Consider the following 23,674-nt stretch of genomic DNA (forward strand, 5'->3'; position numbering starts at 1 on the left):
TTTCAGCGGGCGCTGAAGCGGTTGAGGAGAACAACGGTTTATTCATTGGCTTTTGTCGTGCGGACCGTTTTCAGCGGCCGGGTTGCCTTGCCATCCAGCTTCGACCTCGCCGTTATGCTCGCCGGCCAGCGGCGGCGGCAGCCGATAAGACACCGGCGTGTCAGACAGTTTCAGCGGGCTGGCGACAAGCTTTAACGGACCGACGATTGGATGGTGCACCGTGACTGTCATCTCGCGCGCCGCCGTTTGCGGATGGCGGAACAGTTCATCGAGCGTCTGCACCGGCCCGCACGGGATGCCTTTTTCAGCGAGAAGGCGCTGCCACTCCGCCCGCGTCCGCCGCTTGATTTCTTCGTTCAGCCGCTGGTTCAGTTCATCGCGATGGGCGACGCGGCCTGGGTTTGTCTGAAAACGCGGGTCGGATCCGATCGAGCGGTCGGATAGCAGCGTGCAAAGTGCTTGAAACTGCCGGTCATTGCCGACGGCGATGACGATCGGACCGTCGCTTGCCATGTACGTTGAGTACGGCACGATGTTCGGGTGTTCATTGCCGAGCGGCTTCGGGACGTCGCCGGATAACAAATAATTGGCGGCGACATTGACAAGCGCACTCACGGCGCAGTCAAACAGTGCGAGATCAATTTTTTGCCCGCGCCCCGTTTTCTCGCGGGCCAAAAGCGCTGCTTCGATCGCGATGGCGGCATACAGGCCGGTGAACACATCCGTGACGGCGACGCCGACTTTGAGCGGGCCGGTATCCACGGTGCCATTGATGCTCATCCAGCCGCTCATTGCCTGAATGATATAGTCGTAGCCGGCCAATGGAGCGAGCGGTCCTGTTTCGCCAAACCCGGTGATGGAACAGTAGATGAGGCGTGGGTTGAGGAGCGACAACGCTTCATAGCCAAGCCCCCATTGATCCATCGTTCCGGTTTTGAAATTGTGGATGAGGACATCGGCCGTTTCTGCGAGGCGGCGAATCGTTTCCCGTCCTTCCTCGGATTTCAAATTAACGGTCATGCTTCGTTTGTTGCGATTGACGGCCGTATAGTAGGCGCTCATGCCGTTTTGGAACGGCGGCCCCCAAAACCGGGTGTCATCCGATCCGCCCGGCGCTTCGATTTTAATGACATCAGCCCCTAAATCGCCTAAAATCATCGTCGCATACGGGCCGGCCAACACGCGCGACAAGTCGAGCACACGCACGCCATCGAGCGCTCCTGGCATCGATTCCCCTCCTTTCGTTTCACATACAAAAAGCCGGTTCCTATACAGCGTGCAAGATAGGAACCGGCTTGAACGGACTGAGAAGGCATTCCGGCGCGGAGATGCCGTCAGGCCGCACAGTTCTTTTTGCGGTCAGTGCATGAAAGCAAACGGTTGATGCTGCCTGTCAAGCAACGGGGCTATTGGACAGACGGTAGAGGCCGTCCGGTCTGCACAAGCGGCCAAGCTGGCAGGAGACGGCTGCTCGATAATTTTATTATAGATTTTTGTTTGATAATTGTAAATAGTTCGATAAAAATTTGCCCGCCAAAGCCGGCTGGCGAGGAGAAGATGCACGTAGCCGCGTGAATAGCTCTTCGATACAAATGTAATGAAAAGAAATCGATCGCGCGGTCGGACAATTTGGCATGAAAAGAGCGCAACATTCACCTAAATTTCTATATAATTGTAGAGAAAGGGGAATCGATGACGCAAAAAAGGAAGTGATGGTGCATGTTCCATGTGTTAGTGACGACAGACGCCAATTATCTTCCGCCGCTGAGAGTCTTGATGCATTCGCTGTTTTGCAACAACCGGCGCCCGTTTACGTTTTACTTGCTTTACTCGCGCATTGCCGAGGAAGAGATTCAGGCGCTTGGCGAGTTTGTTCGCCGGCAGGGGCATGAGCTGGTGCCTATTTACGTTGATCCGCAACTGTTTCATGATGCGCCTGTTTTCCGCCACTATACGGTGGAGATGTATTACCGTCTGGCGGCGCATTTGTTTTTGCCGTCAGACGTCGACCGTGTCTTGTACCTTGATCCGGATATTGTGGCGATCAACCCGATGGATGAGCTGTATGACATGGATTTTGAAGGGAACTTGTTCATTGCGGCTGAGCATACCCATTCGACGAAGGTGGCAAACTTGTTCAACAAGTTGCGGTTAAAAACGCCGAACGCGAAAGGGTATTTCAACACGGGTGTGATGATGATGAACATTGCGATGATGCGCGAACACGTTCGGCTTGCGGACATTTACCAGTTCATTCGCGACAACCGGTTCAAGCTTGTTCTTCCTGACCAAGACGTGTTAAACGGGTTGTACTGGGACAAAATTAAACCGGTCGACTGCTACCGCTACAACTACGACGCGCGCTATTATGACTTTTTGCAGCTTTTGCCCAACCCGAAACACGATTTAGCTTGGATTGAGGAAAACACCGTTTTTATCCATTATTGCGGCAAGGAAAAACCGTGGAAAGACAATTACAAAGGGGAGTTGGGGCGGTTTTACAAACGGTACAGCCAAGTGTTGGAGCTAGAGGGCGAGGCGACGGTGTAGCGCGGCTTGGGAGACGCGTTTAACAAAGAAAGTCTCTCACTTCAAGCAAAGCGAAGTGGAAGCGGTTCACAGGAAAAAGGCGCCCCATCAAAGCGGGCGCCATGTTCGATTACTGTTTGCGCTCTTGCCGGCGGATGCCGGCTGCCGCAGCGCGTGCCTGTGCTTCAAGGTCTTCATGGTCGGCAAATTCTGCCGAGTATTCCACATCGATGCCGTCAGATTTCAACTGTTTCGGCACTTGCGGCAAAGTCGCCTTGTTTTTGTCGCGCGTCCGTTGTCCGCGAGAACGGCCCATCATCCATGCCCCCTATCCAAAAGTGTGAATCGTACGATTCATTCATTTAGGATGGCATGGACGGCGCCAGCGTATAAATAGCAATCGTTTCTAATGGCGCGCTTTTTTGGCCGTATAGCCGCCCGCTTGGTCCGCCATTTTAAAATCGCGGGCATAGCTTACTTCTTGGGCGCTTGTCAGCGTATGCTTCGCTTTTTCGCGTTTTCGTTTTTCCGCCATCGCTTGTTCCCTCGCTTTGCATCAATATTCCTTTAGTTCCATTTTGCGCGAAATCAGCCGTTTTTATGCGTAAAAAAGAGGATGTCCGTTTGGACAGCCTCTTTTTGCATCAGATGCGCTCTCCCGCGGCTTATGCCTCTTTGCGCTGTTCTTCATTGTGGGCAAAGGAGGGATGGCGCATTGTATAGAGCGTGTAGTTGTCTTTTGTAATTTCGTACAAATTGTATACATCCGCGCCGATTTGCTCGAGCAACGCCCGCCGCGTTTCATTGGCCGGCGTGACGTACGGCAGTTTTTCCGCCGCTTTGATCGAGCGGACGTTGACTTTGCGAATGCGCAAAAACACTGTTTCGATCGACAGCTCATAAAACAGCTCATGGAAAAACGCTTCTTTGGCGCGCCGATTGTAACCGAGCCCGTGATACGGCTTGCCGAGCCACGTGCCTAAAAAGCCGGCGCCATCTTGGATATCAAAGAGGCTGATTGTGCCGATCGGGTTTCCCCATTCGTCCAAAATCGTGCGCGAAATCAATTCGCCACGTTCTTCCGCCTCCATGAGCTGTTTTGTCATGAATAAAAACTCTTCGTACGAGCTGGCTTTTTGGCGCACGAAAGGGAAGACGTCCGGATGCACCATCAGCTCGTACAGCGCATGGCAGTCTTGCAGCTCGCGTTTTTTCAACATGGCCAATCCCTCCTTTGGATGCCGAGGGCAGCCTCCCAGCGGGAACCCACCCTCGAAATTTTTTTATTAAAACTTCATTAAAAAAATTTCGGGGTGGGAATCGAACCCACTAGGACCAGCGCGAGCGCTGGTGGCGCACCATTTGCCTTCCCCTTGTTCCTGTCCGTATGCGATTATGACGACAACTAGCCTAAGGTCTACTTTATCATACACGATCGGAGGCAAAAAGGGAATTGTTTTTTTGTTAATTTTTTTTGGATATTTTTTGTCGGTCATGGGGCAAAAGCAAATCGGTGAGACAGCCTTCCAACGTTGGAAACGAAAAGCGGAAGCCGGCTTGCAATAGCTTCTCTGGAATGACGTGCTGCCCTTCGGTGACGAGCATGCTCATTTCGCCAAGGAGAAGGCGAAGCGCCCAAACGGGAACCGGAAGCCAATGCGGGCGGCGAAGAAGGCGGGAGACCGTGCGGCCGAACTCGTCCATTTGCACTGGATGGGGCGCGGTGAAATTGATGGGGCCGGACAACTCCTCGTGTTCGATGATGTACGAGACCGCGCGCACGACGTCCTCAAGATGAATCCACGACAGCCATTGCCGCCCGCTGCCGATTGGGCCGCCGACAAACAACCGATACGGCTTGATCATCATCGGCAACGCGCCGCCATGTCGGGCAAACACGACGCCAAAGCGAGCGTAGACGGTGCGGACGCCAAGCTGCTCGATCGGACGGACCGACGCTTCCCATGCTTGGACGGTCTGGGCGAGAAAGTCCCCGCCGTAATCGGTCGTTTGCTCGGTAAATGTTGCGGAGTCCGAAGTGCCGTAAATGCCGATGGCGCTGGCGTTGATAAACAACGACGGGGGACGGGACAGTGAATCGATGTAGCGGCCCATCGCTTCGGTGGCGCGAAGACGGCTGCCAAGGATGATCTCTTTTTGCTTCGATGTCCAACGTTTTCGGTTGAGCGGCTCCCCGGCTAAATTAATGGCGACATCGACAGCTGCCGGCTTTCGGTGGTCGTCGAAGGAAAGGTAATGAATGTTGCCTTCGGAAGGTTTGGGAGAGCGGGTGAAAATGTAAATCTCATGTCCTTGCTTGGAAAAATGGCGGGCGAGCGCCTGGCCGATCAGCCCAGTGCCGCCGTTGATGGCGATACGCATCTTGATTCCCCTTCCATTGGTTTATTTTATGACTTCGCTTTTGGTGTCAGAAGTTCCTGCTTATGATACGATAAAAGATAAGGGGGACAAACAATGGGAACGATTGCCGACATTGTCGTAACCGAACAAAATGCTGAACGATTTTGGATTGTCGTGCACCGTGACGGCGCACCGTCGTTGAGATTGACAGTTGATCAAGATGTATTGCTTCAATTCCGCTTGAAAAAAGGGATGGAGATCAGCGACGACCTGCTTCAACATATTGTGTATGCCGATGAGGTGAAAAAGGCGTATCAACAGGCGTTTTACTTTTTGGCGCGCCGGATGCGTTCGGAGCATGAGGTCGCCGCACACTTGCGAAAAAAAGGCGCTCCGGATTCGGTGATTGATGAAGTGCTCAAAAAACTTCGCGCCGAGCGGTATGTCGATGACGAGGCGTTTGCCGCCGCTTACGTACGCACGCAAAAAAAGACGGCGGCGAAAGGGCCGCTTCTCATCCGCGCCGAACTGGAACGGCTCGGTGTTTTGGGCTGCTTGATCGAGCAGAGTTTGGCGGAGTATACGTTGGATGAACAGATGGCCATCGCCCGCTCGCTTTACGAAAAAGCGAAAAAACAGCGCCGGGCTGAATCGGCTCGCGCGTTTTTGGAACGGGTGCGGCAGCAGCTGATGCGCAAAGGGTTTCCGCATGAGGTGATTGCCGCCGTTTTGGCGGATGGCGGCGCTCATACTGAACAAGAAGAACGGGAGGCGCTCAGTGTTCAGGCGGAGAAAGCGCACCGCCGTTATGCGCACCACCCGCGGCCGCTTTATGAGCAAAAGATGCGCCAAGCCCTGTACCGAAAAGGATTCGCACTTGACTTGATCAATGAATGGCTGCGCATGCACGGTAATGACGAGTGATCTCGAATGAAAGGATTTGAAAAGATTAGGGGATATTATCAGTTTTGTCGTTGAATGTTGATCACAAAATCGTTCCAGTTCCATAAATCAAGAGATGTTCTGAGCCTTTTGCCGAGTTCCATGTGGATGAAAACGATCCATCCGGAATGCTCAAAAAGGAGGCTTGCCTATGATCAAAGGAGAACAAAAACGGTACAGCGAAATGACGAAAGAAGAACTGCAACAAGAAATCGCCATGTTGACGGAAAAGGCACGCAAGGCGGAGCAGATGGGGATGGTGAACGAATACGCCGTCTACGAGCGGAAAATCGCCATGGCGAAGGCGTATATGCTTAATCCAGCTGATTTTCATCCTGGGGAGATTTATGAAATTGAAGGGGCGCCCGGAGAGTATTTTAAAGTGCGCTATTTAAAAGGAGTGTTTGCCTGGGGATGGCGGTTGAAAGGAAACGGAGAGGAGGAGGCGCTGCCGATTTCACTGCTTCGTAAACCGAATTTGCCTCAATCATGACGGGCGGGACAAGTTCACAGTCGGACGGAAAGAGAGCCTAAAAACCTAGGGAGGGTGTCTCCCTAGGTTGTTCCGCTACGACTGCTTGCGCGTCTGCCGCTCTAAAATGATGAGGTCAAGCGTTTGCTGCGTTTCGCCGTTCACTTGCGAGTGGGCGTGTTTTGGATTGGCCCACGGCTGCTGAAACGGGTTCGAATAAAAGTTGTCATAAAATTTCTTGTGCCGATGGTGACCCATGATTGTTCACCTCGCTGCGGAATGTGCCGGGGGAGTGCGGCGAACGATGCCGTGCTCCCCCTTCATGTTAAAAGAAATCGCTTCGTTCGCCGGAGGCGCGCATCCGTTCTTGCGGGTGGGTGTTGGTCGTGCCGTCGGCCCGCTTCGAGGCGTACTCGGCCTTGGCGCGCGGTTCGCCTTCGAGCTTGTTGTTGTTTTGGTTCGGGAAGTTGTGCGCTTTGTTCCGCACGGCACATTCCCTCCTTAACGGCGTGCTCGTGTTGGATGGCCAACACGTATTTTTATTATGGGACACCCTGTAGCGCTTATGTGTGGCAATGATTGGGGCGGAGCCCATCAGCCGTTTGGAGCAAGTTCGAGCTTTTTGCGCAGTTTGCCTTCGCTGAAAATCCAGCCGGTGTATGAGCTGACAATATTGAGATCGCGGTCGAGCTGGACGACAGCGACAAACGGGTAATACCCTTTGCTTCGATAGCGTAAATCAGTAAAGCGCACTTCATAGTAATCATCGTATTCGTTCATTTCCCAACGGTAAACCGGGGAAAAAGATAAGAAAGCGGCGATATTTTCGTCGCGTTTGGCGGCGTTCATCACCGGATGGTCGGGAAGCGCACGCTTTTGGAAGCGGTCAAGGATGATGAGCTCGCCGCGTTTGACGCGGGCGATGTAAAATTCGTCGCAGGTTGAAATGGCTAAATGCCATTCGCGCGGCCGCCATGTCGGTACGGTGATGATCTCGGTCACCCCGGCGATCGAGGCGTGCACGAGCTGTTTGATGTTGGCCTGCTGGCGGAAGCGAAGCCCATAATACGCAGCGATAAGCACGTAGACGACAAGAAACGTATAACCGGGATGGGCGCCGAGAAACAAGCCGCCGACGCCAACCAAATGAAGCCCAAAAATGACCGGATCAAACGTATGAATCACGCCAAGGGCGATCCATTTTTTTGTAAACGGGCGCAACGCCTGGGTTCCGTAAGAGTTAAAAATGTCAACAAATACGTGCAAGGCGACGGCAACAAACGTCCAAAGCCAAACGCGAAGCCAATCCGTTTTCGGATAGATGGCGGCCATCACGCTGACGATGAGCAGCGGCCAAAGAACGACGGCGGGAATCGAATGGGTGATGCCGCGATGGTTGCGAATATATTGGGCGTTGTTGCGCAATTTGAAAATCGTGTCGATATCCGGCGCTTGCGAGCCAGCGAGCGCGCCGATCAACACAGCGTGGGATAAGAGCGGATCGTGGGCGATCGCAGGGTCAAGTGAAGCAAGACTGCCGAGCGCCACCCCCATCAAAACATGTGTGCCTGTATCCAACGTGAAGGCGCCTCCTTCTTGCAGCATCGTTGCATGTTCGGATGGAAACTGTCTGTTGTCTCTCGGCCGGAGCACATCTTTCTTTTTCATGCAACTATTAGTATGCCCCACCTTGTGTTCAGCCAATAACCGTTTGAGGCATTGGCCGAAAGGAGGCGAGAGACAAACAAGGTTATGGCTAGTGTATCATAGGGCGACAATCGTTGGCGAGAGGCGGAACGACCAATTTCACAAAGATTCAAAAAAGGAAACGATTGATAGACAGTGGAGTGAGAAAAAGAAACAGGAAGCAAGCCGTTCGTCAGACGAAAAGGGAAGAAGCGCTTCAACCAAAAACGAAAAGCGCCCCGCATGAGGCGGGACGTTTTGTTGATCATCTCGAACCGAGAAGCTCCCCACTTCAACGTCTATATAGGTGTAAGTGGGGAGCATTCCATGCTGATGGAAGATCGGTTCACCATCCGTTCTTTTGGCGGCTCATTGGTCAACTGTCCTTTTCTCTGCCAGCCGATCGATTAGCCGTCATTTCTGAACCGTTTGCCGATCGCTTTGAGAGCGGACAGGAAAAAGCGGATCGCGCGGTTGATGTCCGGGTCATTGAGCGCTTTAAGCAAATCAAACAACCCGATTTTTTTTGTTTCGGCGGAGTTTTGTTCGTACGCCTCCAGCGCGCCGGCGGCGATGTGCTCAAGCAGTTTCGCCGTTTTCTCCGGATCAAGTGAAGCAGCAAGGCCAGCTATGGCGAACGCATGGTTGATCATCGTTGTCACCGGTTTTTGGTTGAGCTGGCCCACGACGATTTTCGCCACGTCTTCCCGCGCTTTTAACAAGGCGTTGGCCGCTTCGAGCAGGCCGCTTTCATGGAGCTGCTCGATGAACTCCAAGAGCTCGCGTACCGCCTCTTCACTGTCGCCGACAGCGGCTTTTAGCTTGGCCAGCGCTTCAGTTCGTTTTTCTTCCTCCGTCATTTGGCGCTTTTGAATGGTGGTAATCGGCTTAGCCACCGATCGTCACCCCCTTGTTTTCCTCGGTGAGCGGCACGTAGTCGCTTCGCCGCCACTTCCGCTCCACCTCGACGCCGTTTTGCGGATGCCGCTTTTTAAAGCGCGGATTTGTGCGCGGCAGCGGCGTCTTGCCGGACCGTTCAATGACTTCCATGCGCACGCGGGCTTGTTTGTAAGCCGGCGTGTTCGTGCGATGGTCGGTTTGCGGGCCGGTCAGCATGTTAATGGCGCTCTCATTGGCTGTGGAGTGCATCGGCAAGAACAGTTCATTGCCTCTGACTCGATCGGTGACGAGCACGCGCACTTTGACGCGGCCGTACGGCGAGATGAGCCGAACGAGCGCCCCATCTTCAATGCCGCGTTCTTTGGCGAGTTCAGGGGATACTTCGACAAACACTTCTGGGAATTTATGCTCGATGCCTTTGGATTTGTACGTCAAGTTTCCTTCATGGAAATGTTCGAGCAATCGGCCGTTGTTCACAAGCAAATCGTACTCTTCCGGATATTGCACCGGTTCGACCCAATCGGCTAACGCAAAGCGGGCTTTGCCGTCCGGGAAGTTGAACCGCTCTTTGTACAACAGCGGCGTATCAGCGCCGTCGTGGCTGCCCCAGCAAAGGCTGTTCCAGCCCTCGAGCCGGTCGTAATGCGCTTGTGAGTACAGTGGAGCGAGGCTGGCGATTTCATCCATGATTTCTTTCGGACCGGCGTAATTCCAATCGGCGCCAAGCCGCTTCGCGATTTCTTGAATGATCCACCAGTCTGGCTTGGAGTCGCCAAGAGGCTCCAGCGCTTGGTAAAACCGTTGGATGCGGCGCTCGGTATTCGTGAAAGTTCCTTCCTTTTCCAAACTTGGCGCTGCTGGCAAGATGACATCAGCAAATTGCGCTGTTTTTGACAAGAAAATGTCTTGAACGACAACAAAGTCAAGCTTCGCCAACGTCTCTTGCACATGGTTGGCGTTGCAGTCGACAAGCGCCATATCTTCGCCGATGATATACATCGCTTTCAGCTCGCCGCGCTCGGCCGCTTCGAGCATTTGGATGTTGTCAAGGCCTGGTTTCGCATCGATGCGGACGCCGTACGCTTTTTCAAACTTCGCTCGCGCCTCATCATCGGTGACATGTTGGTAGCCAGGCAGCCAGGCAGGAAGCGAACCCATGTCGCAGGCGCCTTGGACGTTGTTATGGCCGCGCAATGGGAACGCGCCCGCCCCCGGACGACCGTAGTTGCCGGTTGCCAAAAGCAAGTTGGAAATCGCCGCCGATGTATCGCTGCCGCCCGTGTTTTGCGTGACCCCCATGCCCCAGAGGACGCACGTGCCGTCTGCTTCGTGGATCATCTCGGCGATGCGGATGAGATCGGCTTTGGCGATGCCGGTCACTTGTTCAGCATAGTCGAGCGTATATTTTTCGAGCAATTGTTTAAACTCTTCAAAGAAATGGACGCGCTCGCGAATGAATGCTTCATCATGCCAGCCTTGGTCGATGATGTATTTTGTCACCGCCATGAGCCACACTTGGTCGGTTCCTTGTTTCGGGCGGATGAACAAATCGGCGCGCTCCGCCATTTCGTTGCGGCGCAAGTCGGCGACGATCAGTTTTTGCCCGAATAGTTTATGCGCCCGTTTGACGCGGGTAGCGAGCACCGGATGCCCCTCAGCTGGATTGGCACCGATGATGATGACAAGCCCCGCGGTGGCGATGTCGTGAATCGTGCCGGAGTCGCCGCCCATGCCGACCGTGCGGAACAGGCCGTCCGTCGCCGGCGACTGGCAGTAGCGCGAACAGTTGTCGACATTGTTCGTTTCAAATACTTGCCGTGCCAACTTTTGCATTAAATAGTTTTCTTCATTGGAAATTTTCGATGATGAAATAAAGCCGATGGCGTTGCCGCCGTATTGCTGTTTGATCGCGCCGAGTTTTTCCGCGACCAAAGAGAGCGCTTCATCCCATGTCGATTCGACGAAGACGTCGCCTTTGCGGATGAGCGGTTTCGTCAGCCGTTCTTCACTGTTGACGAAATCCCAGCCGAACTTTCCTTTGACGCATGTCGAAATGGCGTTGACCGGCGCTTCGGATACCGGCTGGACTTTTAAAATTTTCCGCCCTTTCGTCCACACTTCAAATGAACAGCCGACGCCGCAGAACGTGCAAACCGTTTTCGTTTTTTTGATCCGTTGTTCGCGCATGGCTGCCTCGATTTCAGAAATGGCGAAAATACTCGTATAGTTTGGCTCGACTTCCTTGACAAAATCGATCATCGGGTTGAGGACGTCTTTGTCCAAGCCGGTGAGAAAGCCCGCTTCGCCAAGCATCGATTTTTCCATTAACGCGTTGCACGGACAGACGGTGACGCAATGCCCGCAGCTGACGCACGACGATTCGTTGATCGGCACCCCACCGTCCCAAACGACGCGCGGCCGTTCCGCTTCCCAATCGATCGAAAGCGTTTCGTTCACTTGCAAGTTTTGGCAGGCCTCGACGCATTGCCCGCAGGCGATGCATTGATTCGGGTCGTAGCGGTAGAACGGATGCGACATGTCCACCTCGGACGGGTTGACTTTCGGCCGGTACGGATATGTTTGATGTTCAATTTGCATCATTTCCGCCGTGTTGTGCAGCTTGCAGTTGCCGTTGTTGTTGTCGCACACCGTACAGTACAAGAGATGATTTTCCAACAGGCGGTCCATCGCTTCTTTTTGCGCTGCCTTTGCCCGCGGCGAGCCGAGTTCGACGACCATGCCGTCCTCAACCGGTGTCGCACAGGCACGAAGCAGCGTTCCATTGACTTCAGCGATGCACGTGTCGCATGTCTGAATGGCGCCAAGCTCCGGCGTATAACAAACTTGCGGATGCGGAAGACCGTGTTCATTGACGACTTCTAAAATGGTCATCCCTGGCTTGGCGTGGTAGGTACGCCCGTTGATGGTTACCGTCACCATTTGCGCTCCCATCATCGCTCCCCCTTTGTTAAAATAAAAAACTCCACCCGCGACGAGACGAATGCTTCATCGTGGGTGGAGTAGTTCTTTAGCATAACGATACTAAACAACCAATCCAAACTTTTTATATTTAGTAGAAAAATAACAAGGCCGCTTCTTGCCTTATTATTTTTCCACTATGTATACATTTGCTATAGTTTATTATAGTACGGCAAAACGAAGAACACAACGGATGGGCTGGAACTTTTTCTGGTGGCTTTCGGAAAGGGGGAAGAAAAATGTCCAAAAAAGAAGCCGCTTTCAACGATATTGTGCGCAAAGTGCGCAAACAGCTGTTTGGCAAAGGGCCGGAGCGGATTAAAACGTATTTTGTCGACAACTTGGCGATTACGATTTTGCATGGCAATTTGACGCCGACAGAAAAATTTATCGCCCGCACGCCGGAAGGCCGAGAGATGGTGCATGCAGCGAGAACGAAAATGATCCAAGACGTGTACGCCCAACATGTGCCGGACGGCATGGAAGAGCTCATCGGTTCGAAGCTTCTTTATTTGTTCAGCGACATTAAAGTGGAAGAAGATATGGCCGTATCGGTGTTCGTGTTTGAAAAACCGATTGAATTGTGACGATTTTGTGAACAGAAACAATTGTTTTTCGTTACTGTTCGTGGTATGCTTATGAATAGTTAGCACGATGAAAATAGTAGAAGCCTTGCCGGCTAAACGGTTTCGCCGCTTGGCAGGCAGGTTTCGGAAACGGATGTGCGTTGGTTTCGCTGCAGAAGTGCTGGGCGCAAACTACCGCCGCTTTTCGCTGACAGGGGCGAGTTTGTCCTCTTGTCCGGAAGGCGGCGGTTTTATTTTGCATGGAAAGGGGGAATGGCAAGGTGAGCGGGTTTGCGGCGAAATGGCGACCGATTGCGAAATACCGGAACGGGCGCTTTGTTGAGGAAGAGGACGAGATCGCGCTCGAGTTTCCGTTGACCATAACGGTCAATGGCGAGGAGTTTGCGACGATCGTTTGCACGCCGGCGCATCTAGATGAATTGGTAATCGGATTTTTGGCTTCGGAAGGAGCCATTCGGACGTGCAGCGACATCAAAGGGATGACCATTGATGGTGAGCGGGGCTTTGCTTATGTCGAACTCGCCGCAGGCGGACTGCCGGCCAAACAGTTTTATGCCAAGCGGTTCATCGGCTCGTGCTGCGGAAAAAGCCGGCAATTTTATTTTTACAATGACATGAAGACGGCGAAAACGATCGTCGGCGGCATCACGGTGAAGGCGGATGACTGCATTCGCCTCATGAAAGCGCTGCACGAGCGGTCGACGGACTTTGCGGCGACGGGCGGTCTTCACAACGCCGCGCTCGCCACACCGGATGAGATGGTCGTGATTCGTTCTGACATCGGGCGTCACAACGCGCTCGATAAGCTGTATGGCTATTGCCTGCGTCATCAAGTTGCGATGAAAGACAAGCTCATTGTATTCAGCGGCCGCGTTTCATCGGAAGTGCTGTTAAAGGCGGCGAAAATGGGAGTGAGCGTCCTGCTCTCAAAATCGGCGCCGACGACGCTGGCCTTGGATTTGGCGGATGAACTCGGCATAACCGTCGTTGGCTTTTTGCGCGGGCAGGCGTTTAACGTGTATACGCATGAGAGTCGGATCATCATCGGGTAAAAGGGGAGGAGAGGCTGTGAAAAACCGTTGGCTCATTGCGTTATCGGCTGTCGGCATTCATATTTCGATTGGGTCTGTTTATGCGTGGAGCAATTTTACCAATCCATTAAAACAATTGTTTGGATGGTCGGACCAGGAAGTGGCGCTCACGTTCAGCATTGCGATCTTGTTTTTAGGATTGTCGGCTGCGTTCCTTGGCCATTTTGTTGAAAAGCACGGACCGCGGAAATCCGGACTATTGGCCGCCATCTTCTTTGGCCTCGGGGTGACTGGTTCTGGATTAGCTGTTGCTCTCGGTTCCAAGTATCTGCTTTATCTGTTTTATGGCGTTTTAGGTGGGATCGGGCTCGGCGTCGGGTATATTGCGCCAGTGTCAACGCTTGTCAAATGGTTTCCAGACCGGCGCGGGTTGGCTACAGGGCTGGCGATTATGGGATTCGGTTTTGCCGCAGCGATCGCGAGTCCGGTGATGAACAGTTTGATTGCCTCCGTCGGCGTCCAAAATACGTTTTTCATTTTAGGCATTACGTATTTTGTCATTATGACGTTATCTTCTCTTTATTTAGAAAAACCGCCAGAAGGATGGCTGCCGGAAGGATTTCAGGAAAAAGTGAAGGCCGGAAAAGCCAAACCTTCGCTTGATTTGGCGCAGTTGACGGCCAATGAGGCGGTTAAAACAAGACGTTTTTGGTATTTATGGTTCATGTTGTTTATTAACGTGACGTGCGGCATTGCCGTTTTAGCGGTGGCCAAACCGTTGGCGGTGGAAAGCATCGGCATCAGCCAAACGGCCGCGGCGGCATTAGTTGGCGCCATTGGGGTGTTTAACGGGTTAGGGCGCATCGGTTGGGCATCGGCTTCTGATTATATTGGGCGACCGAATACGTATACGACGTTTTTCGTTTTGCAAATCTTGATTTTCTTCCTGTTGCCGAACGTGTCCATCAAATGGCTGTTTGTTGTGATGCTGACGATTGTGTATACGTGCTACGGCGGCGGATTCGCCTGTATCCCGGCGTATATCGGCGATTTGTTCGGCACGAAGCAGCTTGGCGCCATCCATGGTTATATTTTGACCGCTTGGGCCGCGGCTGGTCTCGTCGGACCGATGTTTGCTGCGTATATTAAAGACACGACCGGTTCTTATGAAGGAAGTTTGGCCTTTTTTGGCGGATTGTTTGTCATCGCTTTCATCATCTCGTTGCTCGTGCGCATCGATATTCGCCGATTGCGCGCCCAGCATGAACAAATCGCCTATGTTTCGGCGGCTAAGGAAAGTTGAGAACGATTTCCTTCCGTCTTCCCTCGGCGTGCGGCAAGCCACGCCGGGGGTTTTTTGATATAATAAGGTGGATATGGATCATAGGCATCATGGGGGAAACGTTGAATGACAAGAGAAACAGAGCGATTTCCAGCGCGCGAGTTTCAGCGCGATTTGCTTGACTGGTTCGCCCGCGAGCGCCGCGACCTGCCGTGGCGGAAAGACCGCGACCCATATAAAGTATGGGTGTCGGAAGTGATGCTGCAGCAAACGCGCGTCGAGACGGTCATTCCGTATTTTGAACAGTTTATCGAGCAATTTCCGACGCTGGAGGTGCTCGCTGACGCTGATGAGGACGAGGTGCTGAAGGCGTGGGAAGGGCTCGGCTATTACTCGCGCGTGCGCAACTTGCACGCGGCGGTGAAAGAAGTGAAAACGAGCTATGGCGGCAAAGTGCCGGACGATCCGGATAAATTTTCTAAGCTGAAAGGAGTCGGACCGTATACGGTCGGGGCGGTGTTGAGCCTCGCTTATGGCGTGCCGGAGCCGGCTGTTGACGGCAACGTGATGCGTGTCTTGTCGCGTCTGTTTCTCGTGACAGACGATATTGCCAAACCGTCGACGCGAAAACGATTTGAACAAATCGTCCGCGAAATTATGGCGTACGAAAACCCGGGAGCGTTTAACGAGGCGCTGATTGAGCTCGGCGCCCTTGTTTGCACGCCACGCCGCCCGTCGTGCCTTCTTTGTCCGGTGCAAGCCTACTGCCAAGCGTTCGCCGAAGGGGTGGCGGAAGAGCTGCCGGTGAAAACGAAAAAAACAGCGGTCAAACAAGTGCCGCTCGCTGTCGCTGTGCTGGCCGACCATGAAGGCCGCATTCTCATCCGCAAGCGCGACAGCACCGGTTTGCTTGCGAACTTATGGGAGTTCCCCAGCTGCGAAATGGACGGCGCAGATGGAAAAGAGAAACTCGAGAAAATGTTTGGGGAGCAATACGGTTTGCAAGTGGAGCTTACAGAACCGATTGCTTCGTTTGAGCATGCGTTTTCCCATTTAGTCTGGCAGTTGACGGTGTTTCCCGGCCGCCTGATCAGCAGCGAGTCCACCAAGGAGCCTTTTCGGCTTGTGTCTGAAGATGAGCTCGAAGCGTACGCCTTTCCGGTGTCCCATCAACGTGTTTGGCGCGAATATAAAGAATGGGCGGGCGGAGTACGCCGCCCCGATTAATCAGGCACCGGCATCGTGCCGTGTGTATACGTTGCTTCACGGCGCCCAAGGCCGCCGCGCGCTTCGATTTCCTCGATGATTTCACGGTGGATCGTCTGTCCTTCGGAGTTTAAATACGGAGCGATTTGTTGGAACGAATGATGAAAATAAGAGAGCTCGTCATCGGTCCATTCCGTTTTCGGAATCATGGACAGCTCAGTCATATCGCGGCCGACGTACATAGGCAGCGCCTCCCTCGTTTGCGGAATTCGGCTATATTATATGTAAAGGAGCAGAAAAACATGAGTGGAAAAGTAGCGGTGGTGACTGGAAGCAGCCGCGGCATTGGCAAAGCGATCGCTTTGCGGCTGGCCAAGGAAGGATATGATATTGTCGTCAATTACGCCCGCAGCAAAACAGCCGCCGAAGAAACGGCGCGCGAAATTGAAGCGCTCGGGAGAAAAGCGCTCGTCGTCAAAGCGAACGTCGGCGACGTTGAGAAAATTCACGCCATGTTTGCCCAAATCGATGAGGTGTTCGGGCGGGTCGACGTGCTCGTGAACAACGCCGCATCCGGCGTCTTGCGCCCGGCGGTGGAATTGGAAGAAACGCATTGGAACTGGACGATGAACATCAACAGCAAAGCGCTTTTGTTTTGCGCCCAGGAAGCGGCCAAAAGAATGGAGCGGGTCGGCGGCGGGAAAATTGTGAGCATCAGCTCGCTCGGGTCGATCCGCTATTTGGAAAACTATACGGCGGTCGGCGTCTCGAAGGCCGCGCTTGAAGCGTTGACCCGCTACTTGGCTGTCGAGCTGGCGCCGAAAAACATCGCCGTCAACGCCGTCTCCGGCGGGGCGGTCGATACCGATGCGCTGAAGCACTTCCCGAACCGTGAAGAGCTGCTCGCCGACGCGGCTGCGAACACGCCGGCTGGCCGCCCGGTCAAACCCGATGATATCGTCAACGCGGTTTTGTTTTTGCTCTCGGATGCAGCCGAGATGATTCGCGGGCAGACGATCATTGTCGATGGTGGAAGATCTTTACTTTTGTAACGTCAGCGGATAGAACGATCACCCCCGGGGCATAGTAAAGCACGTGGAGGTGAGAACAATGGCCAAACAACCGAACAAAACAGCAGCTGGCACAAACATTCAAGAAGTAAGACAACAAAATGCCCAATCGGCTCAAGCCGCTCAAGCTGGCCAATTTGCGACGGAATTTGCGGCTGAGACGAATGTGCAACACGTAAAACAACAAAATGCGCAAGCGGAAGCCCGCAAAGCGCAAAATGTCAATCAATAACCAACGATCATCCATGGCTGACGCCTGGCGGTTGTGACGACGGCGTATGTTGCTACAAGAGCGCAGGCGATAGGCCGAAGATGGAAGGAAAAAGCAGGGGCGGCGCGCCTCTGCTTTTTTTGTCGACAAAAGCTGTCCTCTCTTTACGAGATTAGTGAAAGGAATTTGTGGATGCGGCCGCGAAATGATGAAAGGAAATCACACGGCAAAGGGGAAGGGAGAACGGAATGGCGATGGAGCACGCATGGACGAATGTAGGCGACGAGGCGCTGTTTTTGCAACAGGAGATGGAGCGTTGCGAGGAGATCACCCGCCAGTTGGATGAACTCGAACGTGAAGCGCCGACCGCCGCCTTGCGCGAGGAAGTGCGGCAAATGAAACGGGAGGTGGAAGCCATCCGCCGCGCATTTTTAGGGCAGATGGCATCCGGTGTCTGACGGACAGGCTGCGTCCTTGAGCCAACGCGCCAGTTGCCTTTTCCTCAGTAAGGCGGCCTGCTTTTCTTTCCTTTTGCAAAAGGAACAGGGTATAATATAACGAAGAAGCTCCCATCGGAAAGTAGGGAAGAATGATGCCAGCTTACCCTCGGGAAGGGAAAATCATTCAAATCCATAGCTACAAACATAATGGGACGATTCACCGCATTTGGCAGGAAACGGTCGTATTAAAAGGGACGCCATCGTATGTGATCGGCGGCAATAACAAAACACTCGTCATGGAAGCGGACGGCCGGACGTGGGTGACGCGCGAACCGGCGATTTGTTTTTTTCATGCTAAGCATTGGTTTAACATTATCGCCATGATTCGTGAGGACGGGGTATACTACTATTGCAATTTAAGCTCGCCGTTCGTTTGGGATGAAGAAGCGCTGAAGTACATCGATTATGATTTGGATATTAAAGTGTTTCCCGATATGACGTACATGCTGCTGGATGAAGATGAGTATGAGCGGCATCGCCGCGAAATGCACTATCCCGATGTGATCGACCGCATTTTAAAAAACAACGTTCAAAAACTGATCGGCTGGATTAAGGAGCGGAAAGGGCCGTTTGCGCCCGAGTTCATCGACAAATGGTACGGAGTGTTTCAGGCGTACCAAACGTAAATAGCGGCATGAAAAAAGCCTGTTCGGCATCGCTGGCAGGTTTTTTCTGCTTTTTTGTCGAAAGCGGCACGCATGAAGAGCTGATGGTGAGGCGGGGGATTGTCGGGAACACCCGCCCTACGGCAGGTTGTCAGTCAAGCCATCCTCGTGCGTCCCACGGTTGGGCTGCCTTGCTAACGCTTATGCTTAAAAGCAGGGGTCTCGATTAGAGATGATAAATAGCGACATGAAAAATCCTGTTCGCAAATCGGCAGTTTTTCTGCTTTTTCCCGCATGCATGAGGAATGGTGACGGTCAAGCAGGAGTGATCAGTTGATTTGGAGGCAAAAATGGAATGAGACGTTAGAAATTATGATAAAAAATCTCCATGCGCTATTTTTGCAATCTATCCGGCGTGAAAATGGTCGTTCAAGGTGCGTGCATCTTTACAACAAATAAGGTCAACGAGGAATTGTTTCATCCCCTCGTTATTTTATTATTTTTCGTTTTTCAATAATTTTAATTTTTTATAATATTATATTGTGTTAGAAAACAATACATGGCATAATTTTATTCAGAGAGCAAAAGTTTCATCAAAATCGAATGAGAGAAGGGGAGCGTGATGGGGGAAAAGATTTTATTGGAAGTTCGTGGGCTTCGGACGTCTTTCTTTACGGATGATGGGGAGATCCCGGCGGTCGATGGTGTAGATTTTTCCATTCGTGAAGGCGAAGTGCTTGGCATTGTCGGGGAGTCCGGGTGTGGGAAAAGTGTGACGTCATTGTCTATTATGGGGTTGTTGCCAAAAGGAATCGGCAAGGTGGTTGGCGGTGAGATTTGGTTTAAAGGCGAGAACTTGATCGAAGTCTCGGAGCGGCGGATGAAGCAAATTCGCGGCAACGAGATCGCGATGATTTTTCAAGAGCCGATGACTTCCTTAAATCCATTGTTTACCATTGGAAACCAATTAGTCGAGGCTATTCGTTTACATACAAAAATAGGGAAAAAAGAAGCGCGAGCGCGGGCGGTGGAGATGCTCAAGCTTGTCGGGCTGCCGCGCGCTGAGCAAATGTTGGACGAATATCCGCATCAGTTGTCTGGCGGCATGCGCCAGCGTGTGATGATTGCGATGGCGATGGCGTGCCGTCCGGCGCTCTTGATCGCGGACGAGCCGACGACGGCGCTTGATGTGACCATTCAGGCGCAAATTTTAGCGCTGATGAAAGAATTGAACCGGACGTTCGGCACGGCAGTGATGATGATCACCCATGATTTGGGAGTTGTCGCTGAACTATGCGATCGCGTCATTGTCATGTACGCTGGCCAAATCGTGGAAGAAGGAAGCGTTCGGGACATTTTCCGCAATCCGAAGCATCCGTACACTGCCGGTTTGATCCGCTCGATCCCGGATATCCGCGGCAAAAAGGAGCGGCTGTATTCCATTCCCGGCCAAGTGCCAAAACCCGGAACGGTCCGCTGCGGCTGTCGGTTTGCCGCTCGGTGCGAATGGGTCGTTGACCGCTGCCGCCACGAAGATCCGCTATTGTACGAAACGAGTGAACAAGGCCATCGCGCCCGCTGTTTTTTGGCGTTAGAGAAGGAGGGGCTGGTTGATGAGCGAACCGCTGCTCGAAGCGAAAGGGCTTAAAAAATACTTTCCCATTACCGGGGGCGTTTTTGGCAAACAAATTGGGACGGTCAAAGCGGTCGATGATGTGACATTCACCGTGTACCGCGGTGAGACGCTTGGCATTGTCGGCGAGTCGGGCTGCGGCAAGTCGACGACGGGCCGAATGCTGCTACGGCTCATTGAGCCGACAGACGGTTCGATTCTATTTGAAGGGAAGAATGTAACCGCTTTATCAAAAGCGGAGCTGCGCCGGTTGCGGCGCGATATGCAGATGATTTTCCAAGACCCGTTCGCTTCGCTGAACCCGCGCCATACAGTCGAAAAAATTTTGGAAGAGCCGCTTATCGTCCACGGCATTGGATCAAAAGAGGAACGGAAGCGGCGAGTGCGGGAGATGCTCGAGGTGGTCGGGCTCGGTTCGTATCATGCCAAACGCTATCCCCACCAGTTCAGCGGCGGCCAGCGTCAGCGCATCGGCATTGCGCGAGCGTTGATGACCCATCCGAAGCTGATCATCGCCGATGAACCGGTGTCGGCGCTTGATGTATCGATTCAAGCGCAAGTTCTCAATTTGCTTGAAGATTTGCAAAAGCAGTTTGGGCTTACATATATTTTCATTGCCCATGATTTAGGGGTCGTTCGACATATCAGCGACCGGGTCGGCGTCATGTATTTGGGTCGTATGGTTGAACTGGCGGCCAGCGAGTCGTTATACGAATCGCCGAAGCATCCGTATACGCAGGCGCTTTTGTCCGCTGTGCCGATTCCAGATCCTGATCATAAAACAGAACGACAGTTGCTTTCCGGCGATTTGCCAAGCCCGGCGAATCCGCCGCAAGGGTGTGCGTTCCATACGCGTTGCGCATCCTGTATGGATATTTGCCGCCAGCGGCGTCCGGAATTGCGAGAAGTGGCCAATGGACATTACGTTGCTTGCCATTTATACGAGCCAACAGGTGAGCAACGTGATGATAAACAAATGAAACACAAGGGGGAAACACGATGAGGAAAAAACCATGGTTTACGTGGCTTGCCATGATGCTGGCAGTCATGCTTGTTTTAGCTGGCTGCGGCAAGTCGAAGCAAACCGCAGGGGGTGGCAGTGACAAACCGTCGACCCAGGATACGCTGGTGTACGGGCGCGGCGGTGATTCGGTGTCGCTCGACCCGGCGACTGTGACGGATGGGGAGTCGCTGAAAGTAACGAAAAACATTTTTGATACGCTCCTTGATTACAACGACAACGATACGTCCGTCAAGCCGGCGTTGGCGACGGAATGGACGATTTCGAAGGATGGACTGACCTATACGTTTAAACTGCGCCAAGGTGTCAAGTTTCATGATGGGACAGAGTTTAACGCCGATGCAGTGGTCTTTAACTTCGAGCGTTGGGCGAACGGCAATGCCGACAAGTTTCCGTATTACGGATCGATGTTTGGCGGTTACAAAAATGATGACAGCCATGTGATTAAAGAAGTAAAGGCGCTCGACAAGTACACGGTGCAATTTGTGCTGAAACGGCCGCAAGCTCCATTTTTGAAAAATCTCGCCATGACGCCGTTTGCAATCGCCAGCCCAGAAGCCGTGAAAAAATACGGCGACAAGTTTGGCGAACACCCAGTCGGGACCGGCCCGTTCGTCTTTAAAGAATGGAAGCGGAACGAACGGATCGTACTTGAAAAAAATAAAGACTATTGGGAAAAAGGCTATCCAAAGCTGAACCAGCTCATCTTCGTGTCCATTCCGGACAACTCGGCGCGTCTCAATGCGCTCTTAAAAGGCGAAATCGACATCATGGAAGACTTGAATCCGACGGACTTAAAACAAGTGGAAGGAAACAAAGAGTTTCAAATTTTCAAGCGCCCGTCGATGAACGTCGCCTATGTCGGACTGACGGCGACGAGAGGGCCGCTGAAAAACAAGTTGGTTCGCCAAGCGTTGAACTACGCGGTTGACAAGAAAGCGATCATCGATGCGTTTTACGCCGGCCAGGCGGAACCGGCGAAAAACCCGATGCCTCCCAGCATCCCGGGATACAACGATGCGATTCAAGACTATCCGTTTGATTTGAATAAAGCGAAAGAGCTGCTTGCGAAAGCGGGTTATCCGAATGGCTTTGAAATCGAACTGTGGGCGATGCCGGTACCGCGTCCGTATATGCCGGACGGGCAAAAAATCGCTGAGGCCATTCAAGCGAATTTTGCCAAAATCGGCGTGAAAGCGAAAATCGTGACGTATGAATGGGCGACCTATTTAGACAAGCTCGCCAAAGGGGAAGCGGACGCCTTCCTGCTCGGCTGGACGGGCGACAACGGTGATGCCGATAACTTCTTGTATGCGCTCCTTGACAAAGACAGCATTGGCAGCAACAACTACACCTATTTCTCGAATGATGAGCTGCATAAAATTTTGGTCGAAGCGCAAACGGTGAGCGATGAAAACAAACGGAACGAGCTGTATAAAAAAGCGCAAGAGATCATTAAAGAAGAAGCGCCATGGATTCCGCTCGTCCATTCAACTCCGCTGTTGGCCGGCAAGGCGAATATCCAAGGCTTTAACCCGCACCCGACCGGTTCGGATAAGTTTACGAAAGTCGAGTTTAAATAATCGACTGAGAGAGGGGAAGGAGCGCATCTTCCCCTCTTTGTTTGCCGCATGTTAAGGGAGGGAGAGTCAGGTGCTGTCGTATGCTGTGAGAAGGGTGCTGATGGTGATCCCGGTGTTGTTTGGCATGTCGCTTGTCGTCTTTTTTATGATCCGAGCCATTCCAGGCAACCCGGCGCAAGTCATTTTAGGGCAAAAAGCGACGAAAGAGGCTGTAGCGGCTTTGACCCATAAGCTTGGGTTAGATGAGCCATGGTATGTGCAGTATGTCAAATACATCGGCGGCTTGCTGCACGGTGACTTAGGCGAGTCGATCCGCACCGGCGCCCCCATCGCCGAAGAAATTTGGCCGTATTTAGCGGCGACGATCGAACTGTCGCTGGCGGCGATGCTGATTGCGGTGATCATTGGCGTGAACGCCGGCATTATTAGCGCTTGGTTTCAAAATTCATGGTTTGATTATATTGCGATGGTGTTGGCATTGATTGGTGTTTCCATGCCGATCTTTTGGCTTGGCTTAATGGAGCAGTGGCTGTTTTCGATTGAACTTGATTGGCTGCCGACGTCCGGTCGCGAGGACGTACGCAACCCTGTTGAGCCGATCACTCATCTTTATCTGATCGATACACTTCTCTCTGGGAATACCGATCAATTTTGGCAAGTTATTCAACATCTTGTCTTGCCGAGTATGGCTCTAGCGACGATCCCGATGGCGATTATTGCTCGCATGACGCGTTCGAGCATGTTGGAAGTGATGAAATCCGACTACATTCGCACCGCTCGTGCGAAAGGATTAAGCATGTTTTGGGTCGTGTACAAACATTCGTTGAAAAACGCCATTATTCCCGTGTTGACGGTCATTGGGCTGCAAACAGGACTGCTGCTTGGCGGTGCGATTTTGACGGAAACGATTTTCAGCTGGCCCGGCATCGGACGCTATATTTATGATGCAATCGGGTATCGGGATTATCCGGTGATCCAATCGGGCATTTTGATCATTGCCACCATTTTTATTTTTATTAATTTGATCGTTGATTTACTTTATGCGATCATTGATCCGCGCATTAAGTACAATTAAG

General features: G+C 52.6%; 26 protein-coding genes. 15 read left to right on the top strand and 11 right to left on the bottom strand.

The genetic code is table 11. The features are described from left to right. Nucleotides 1-42: 42 nt before the first annotated feature. The gene (locus DI44_RS13745) at nucleotides 43-1,227 is read right to left on the bottom strand and encodes a CoA transferase (RefSeq protein WP_033024720.1); all 1,185 of its coding nucleotides are present in this window, start codon (nucleotides 1,225-1,227) and stop codon (nucleotides 43-45) included. Between the two features lie 492 nt (nucleotides 1,228-1,719). Here DI44_RS13745 and DI44_RS13740 point away from each other — a divergent pair, with 492 nt between their 5' ends. Further along, nucleotides 1,720-2,550 carry a glycosyltransferase family 8 protein gene (locus DI44_RS13740; protein ID WP_033024721.1) on the top strand — a complete coding sequence of 277 codons (831 nt, stop codon included), beginning with the start codon at nucleotides 1,720-1,722 and terminating at the stop codon, nucleotides 2,548-2,550. A gap of 109 nt (nucleotides 2,551-2,659) precedes the next feature. On the opposite strand, the gene DI44_RS13735 is transcribed toward DI44_RS13740, so the two are convergent. The 4 genes from DI44_RS13735 to DI44_RS13725 form a co-directional block, all read right to left on the bottom strand. Then, nucleotides 2,660-2,845 (bottom strand): YfhD family protein, encoded by a 186-nt coding sequence (locus DI44_RS13735; RefSeq protein WP_011229952.1) that lies wholly within the window; start codon nucleotides 2,843-2,845, stop codon nucleotides 2,660-2,662. 90 nt (nucleotides 2,846-2,935) lie between these two features. After that, nucleotides 2,936-3,064 (bottom strand): YfhE family protein, encoded by a 129-nt coding sequence (locus DI44_RS17735; protein WP_013146323.1) that lies wholly within the window; start codon nucleotides 3,062-3,064, stop codon nucleotides 2,936-2,938. Nucleotides 3,065-3,194: 130 nt separating this feature from the next. Then, the gene (locus DI44_RS13730) at nucleotides 3,195-3,749 is read right to left on the bottom strand and encodes a GNAT family protein (RefSeq protein ID WP_011229954.1); all 555 of its coding nucleotides are present in this window, start codon (nucleotides 3,747-3,749) and stop codon (nucleotides 3,195-3,197) included. A 244-nt stretch (nucleotides 3,750-3,993) separates the two neighbouring features. Beyond that, entirely contained in the window at nucleotides 3,994-4,911 is a 918-nt protein-coding gene (locus DI44_RS13725) for a TIGR01777 family oxidoreductase (protein ID WP_033024723.1), read from the bottom strand. A 93-nt stretch (nucleotides 4,912-5,004) separates the two neighbouring features. Between DI44_RS13725 and recX the strand changes: the two genes are divergently transcribed. Together recX and DI44_RS13715 are read left to right on the top strand one after the other, a co-directional pair. Then, nucleotides 5,005-5,814, top strand: coding sequence for a recombination regulator RecX (recX, locus tag DI44_RS13720; RefSeq protein ID WP_033024724.1), 810 nt, complete (start codon nucleotides 5,005-5,007; stop codon nucleotides 5,812-5,814). 169 nt (nucleotides 5,815-5,983) lie between these two features. Then, entirely contained in the window at nucleotides 5,984-6,325 is a 342-nt protein-coding gene (locus tag DI44_RS13715; RefSeq protein WP_011229957.1) for a YfhH family protein, read from the top strand. A 75-nt stretch (nucleotides 6,326-6,400) separates the two neighbouring features. Here the strand turns inward: DI44_RS13715 and DI44_RS17740 are convergent, their stop codons facing one another. The 5 genes from DI44_RS17740 to fdhF form a co-directional block, all read right to left on the bottom strand. Continuing rightward, entirely contained in the window at nucleotides 6,401-6,562 is a 162-nt protein-coding gene (locus DI44_RS17740; RefSeq protein ID WP_011229958.1) for a YpzG family protein, read from the bottom strand. A gap of 67 nt (nucleotides 6,563-6,629) precedes the next feature. Next, on the bottom strand, nucleotides 6,630-6,791 hold the full coding sequence (locus DI44_RS13710; RefSeq protein WP_011229959.1) for a small, acid-soluble spore protein K: 162 nt from the start codon (nucleotides 6,789-6,791) through the stop codon (nucleotides 6,630-6,632). A gap of 107 nt (nucleotides 6,792-6,898) precedes the next feature. Further along, complete coding sequence (locus DI44_RS13705; RefSeq protein ID WP_033024746.1) at nucleotides 6,899-7,882, bottom strand: metal-dependent hydrolase; 984 nt, start codon at nucleotides 7,880-7,882, stop codon at nucleotides 6,899-6,901. Nucleotides 7,883-8,397: 515 nt separating this feature from the next. Continuing rightward, the gene (locus DI44_RS13700) at nucleotides 8,398-8,886 is read right to left on the bottom strand and encodes a DUF1641 domain-containing protein (protein WP_025949112.1); all 489 of its coding nucleotides are present in this window, start codon (nucleotides 8,884-8,886) and stop codon (nucleotides 8,398-8,400) included. Further along, on the bottom strand, nucleotides 8,879-11,842 hold the full coding sequence (gene fdhF, locus DI44_RS13695; RefSeq protein ID WP_033024726.1) for a formate dehydrogenase subunit alpha: 2,964 nt from the start codon (nucleotides 11,840-11,842) through the stop codon (nucleotides 8,879-8,881). The genes DI44_RS13700 and fdhF overlap by 8 nt, the downstream gene beginning before the upstream one ends. A gap of 266 nt (nucleotides 11,843-12,108) precedes the next feature. Here fdhF and DI44_RS13690 point away from each other — a divergent pair, with 266 nt between their 5' ends. From DI44_RS13690 to mutY, 4 genes are all read left to right on the top strand, one after another. Continuing rightward, nucleotides 12,109-12,456: a DUF2294 domain-containing protein gene (locus DI44_RS13690; RefSeq protein WP_011229964.1), complete on the top strand. Its 348-nt coding sequence runs from the start codon at nucleotides 12,109-12,111 to the stop codon at nucleotides 12,454-12,456. Between the two features lie 260 nt (nucleotides 12,457-12,716). Next, nucleotides 12,717-13,508 (top strand): formate dehydrogenase accessory sulfurtransferase FdhD, encoded by a 792-nt coding sequence (fdhD, locus tag DI44_RS13685; protein ID WP_033024728.1) that lies wholly within the window; start codon nucleotides 12,717-12,719, stop codon nucleotides 13,506-13,508. A 16-nt stretch (nucleotides 13,509-13,524) separates the two neighbouring features. Beyond that, nucleotides 13,525-14,790: an OFA family MFS transporter gene (locus DI44_RS13680; protein ID WP_014194917.1), complete on the top strand. Its 1,266-nt coding sequence runs from the start codon at nucleotides 13,525-13,527 to the stop codon at nucleotides 14,788-14,790. A gap of 105 nt (nucleotides 14,791-14,895) precedes the next feature. Further along, nucleotides 14,896-15,996 (top strand): A/G-specific adenine glycosylase, encoded by a 1,101-nt coding sequence (gene mutY, locus DI44_RS13675; protein WP_033024729.1) that lies wholly within the window; start codon nucleotides 14,896-14,898, stop codon nucleotides 15,994-15,996. On the opposite strand, the gene DI44_RS13670 is transcribed toward mutY, so the two are convergent. Then, the gene (locus tag DI44_RS13670; protein ID WP_033024730.1) at nucleotides 15,993-16,217 is read right to left on the bottom strand and encodes a hypothetical protein; all 225 of its coding nucleotides are present in this window, start codon (nucleotides 16,215-16,217) and stop codon (nucleotides 15,993-15,995) included. The two genes, mutY and DI44_RS13670, sit on opposite strands and share 4 nt — an antisense overlap. Before the next feature lie 60 nt (nucleotides 16,218-16,277). On the opposite strand from DI44_RS13670, the gene fabL reads away from it, so the two are divergent. The 8 genes from fabL to DI44_RS13630 all read left to right on the top strand — a co-directional run bounded on the left by fabL (nucleotide 16,278) and on the right by DI44_RS13630 (nucleotide 23,673). After that, nucleotides 16,278-17,027, top strand: coding sequence for an enoyl-[acyl-carrier-protein] reductase FabL (gene fabL, locus DI44_RS13665; RefSeq protein ID WP_033024732.1), 750 nt, complete (start codon nucleotides 16,278-16,280; stop codon nucleotides 17,025-17,027). A 58-nt stretch (nucleotides 17,028-17,085) separates the two neighbouring features. Then, entirely contained in the window at nucleotides 17,086-17,277 is a 192-nt protein-coding gene (locus tag DI44_RS13660; protein WP_011229970.1) for a gamma-type small acid-soluble spore protein, read from the top strand. A 227-nt stretch (nucleotides 17,278-17,504) separates the two neighbouring features. After that, entirely contained in the window at nucleotides 17,505-17,714 is a 210-nt protein-coding gene (locus DI44_RS13655; protein ID WP_013146311.1) for a YgaB family protein, read from the top strand. 134 nt (nucleotides 17,715-17,848) lie between these two features. After that, on the top strand, nucleotides 17,849-18,382 hold the full coding sequence (locus DI44_RS13650; RefSeq protein WP_013146310.1) for a DUF402 domain-containing protein: 534 nt from the start codon (nucleotides 17,849-17,851) through the stop codon (nucleotides 18,380-18,382). A gap of 601 nt (nucleotides 18,383-18,983) precedes the next feature. Continuing rightward, nucleotides 18,984-20,009: an ABC transporter ATP-binding protein gene (locus tag DI44_RS13645; RefSeq protein ID WP_033024733.1), complete on the top strand. Its 1,026-nt coding sequence runs from the start codon at nucleotides 18,984-18,986 to the stop codon at nucleotides 20,007-20,009. After that, nucleotides 19,975-20,997 carry a dipeptide ABC transporter ATP-binding protein gene (locus DI44_RS13640; protein WP_033024734.1) on the top strand — a complete coding sequence of 341 codons (1,023 nt, stop codon included), beginning with the start codon at nucleotides 19,975-19,977 and terminating at the stop codon, nucleotides 20,995-20,997. The genes DI44_RS13645 and DI44_RS13640 overlap by 35 nt, the downstream gene beginning before the upstream one ends. Then, on the top strand, nucleotides 20,994-22,598 hold the full coding sequence (locus DI44_RS13635; protein WP_033024735.1) for an ABC transporter substrate-binding protein: 1,605 nt from the start codon (nucleotides 20,994-20,996) through the stop codon (nucleotides 22,596-22,598). Before DI44_RS13640 ends, DI44_RS13635 begins: the two co-directional genes overlap by 4 nt. A 70-nt stretch (nucleotides 22,599-22,668) precedes the next feature. Next, nucleotides 22,669-23,673, top strand: a complete 1,005-nt coding sequence (locus DI44_RS13630; RefSeq protein WP_014194923.1) for an ABC transporter permease — start codon at nucleotides 22,669-22,671, stop codon at nucleotides 23,671-23,673. Nucleotide 23,674: the final 1 nt, after the last annotated feature.

Source organism: Geobacillus sp. CAMR5420, from assembly GCF_000691465.1.
Lineage (GTDB): Bacteria > Bacillota > Bacilli > Bacillales > Anoxybacillaceae > Geobacillus > Geobacillus thermoleovorans.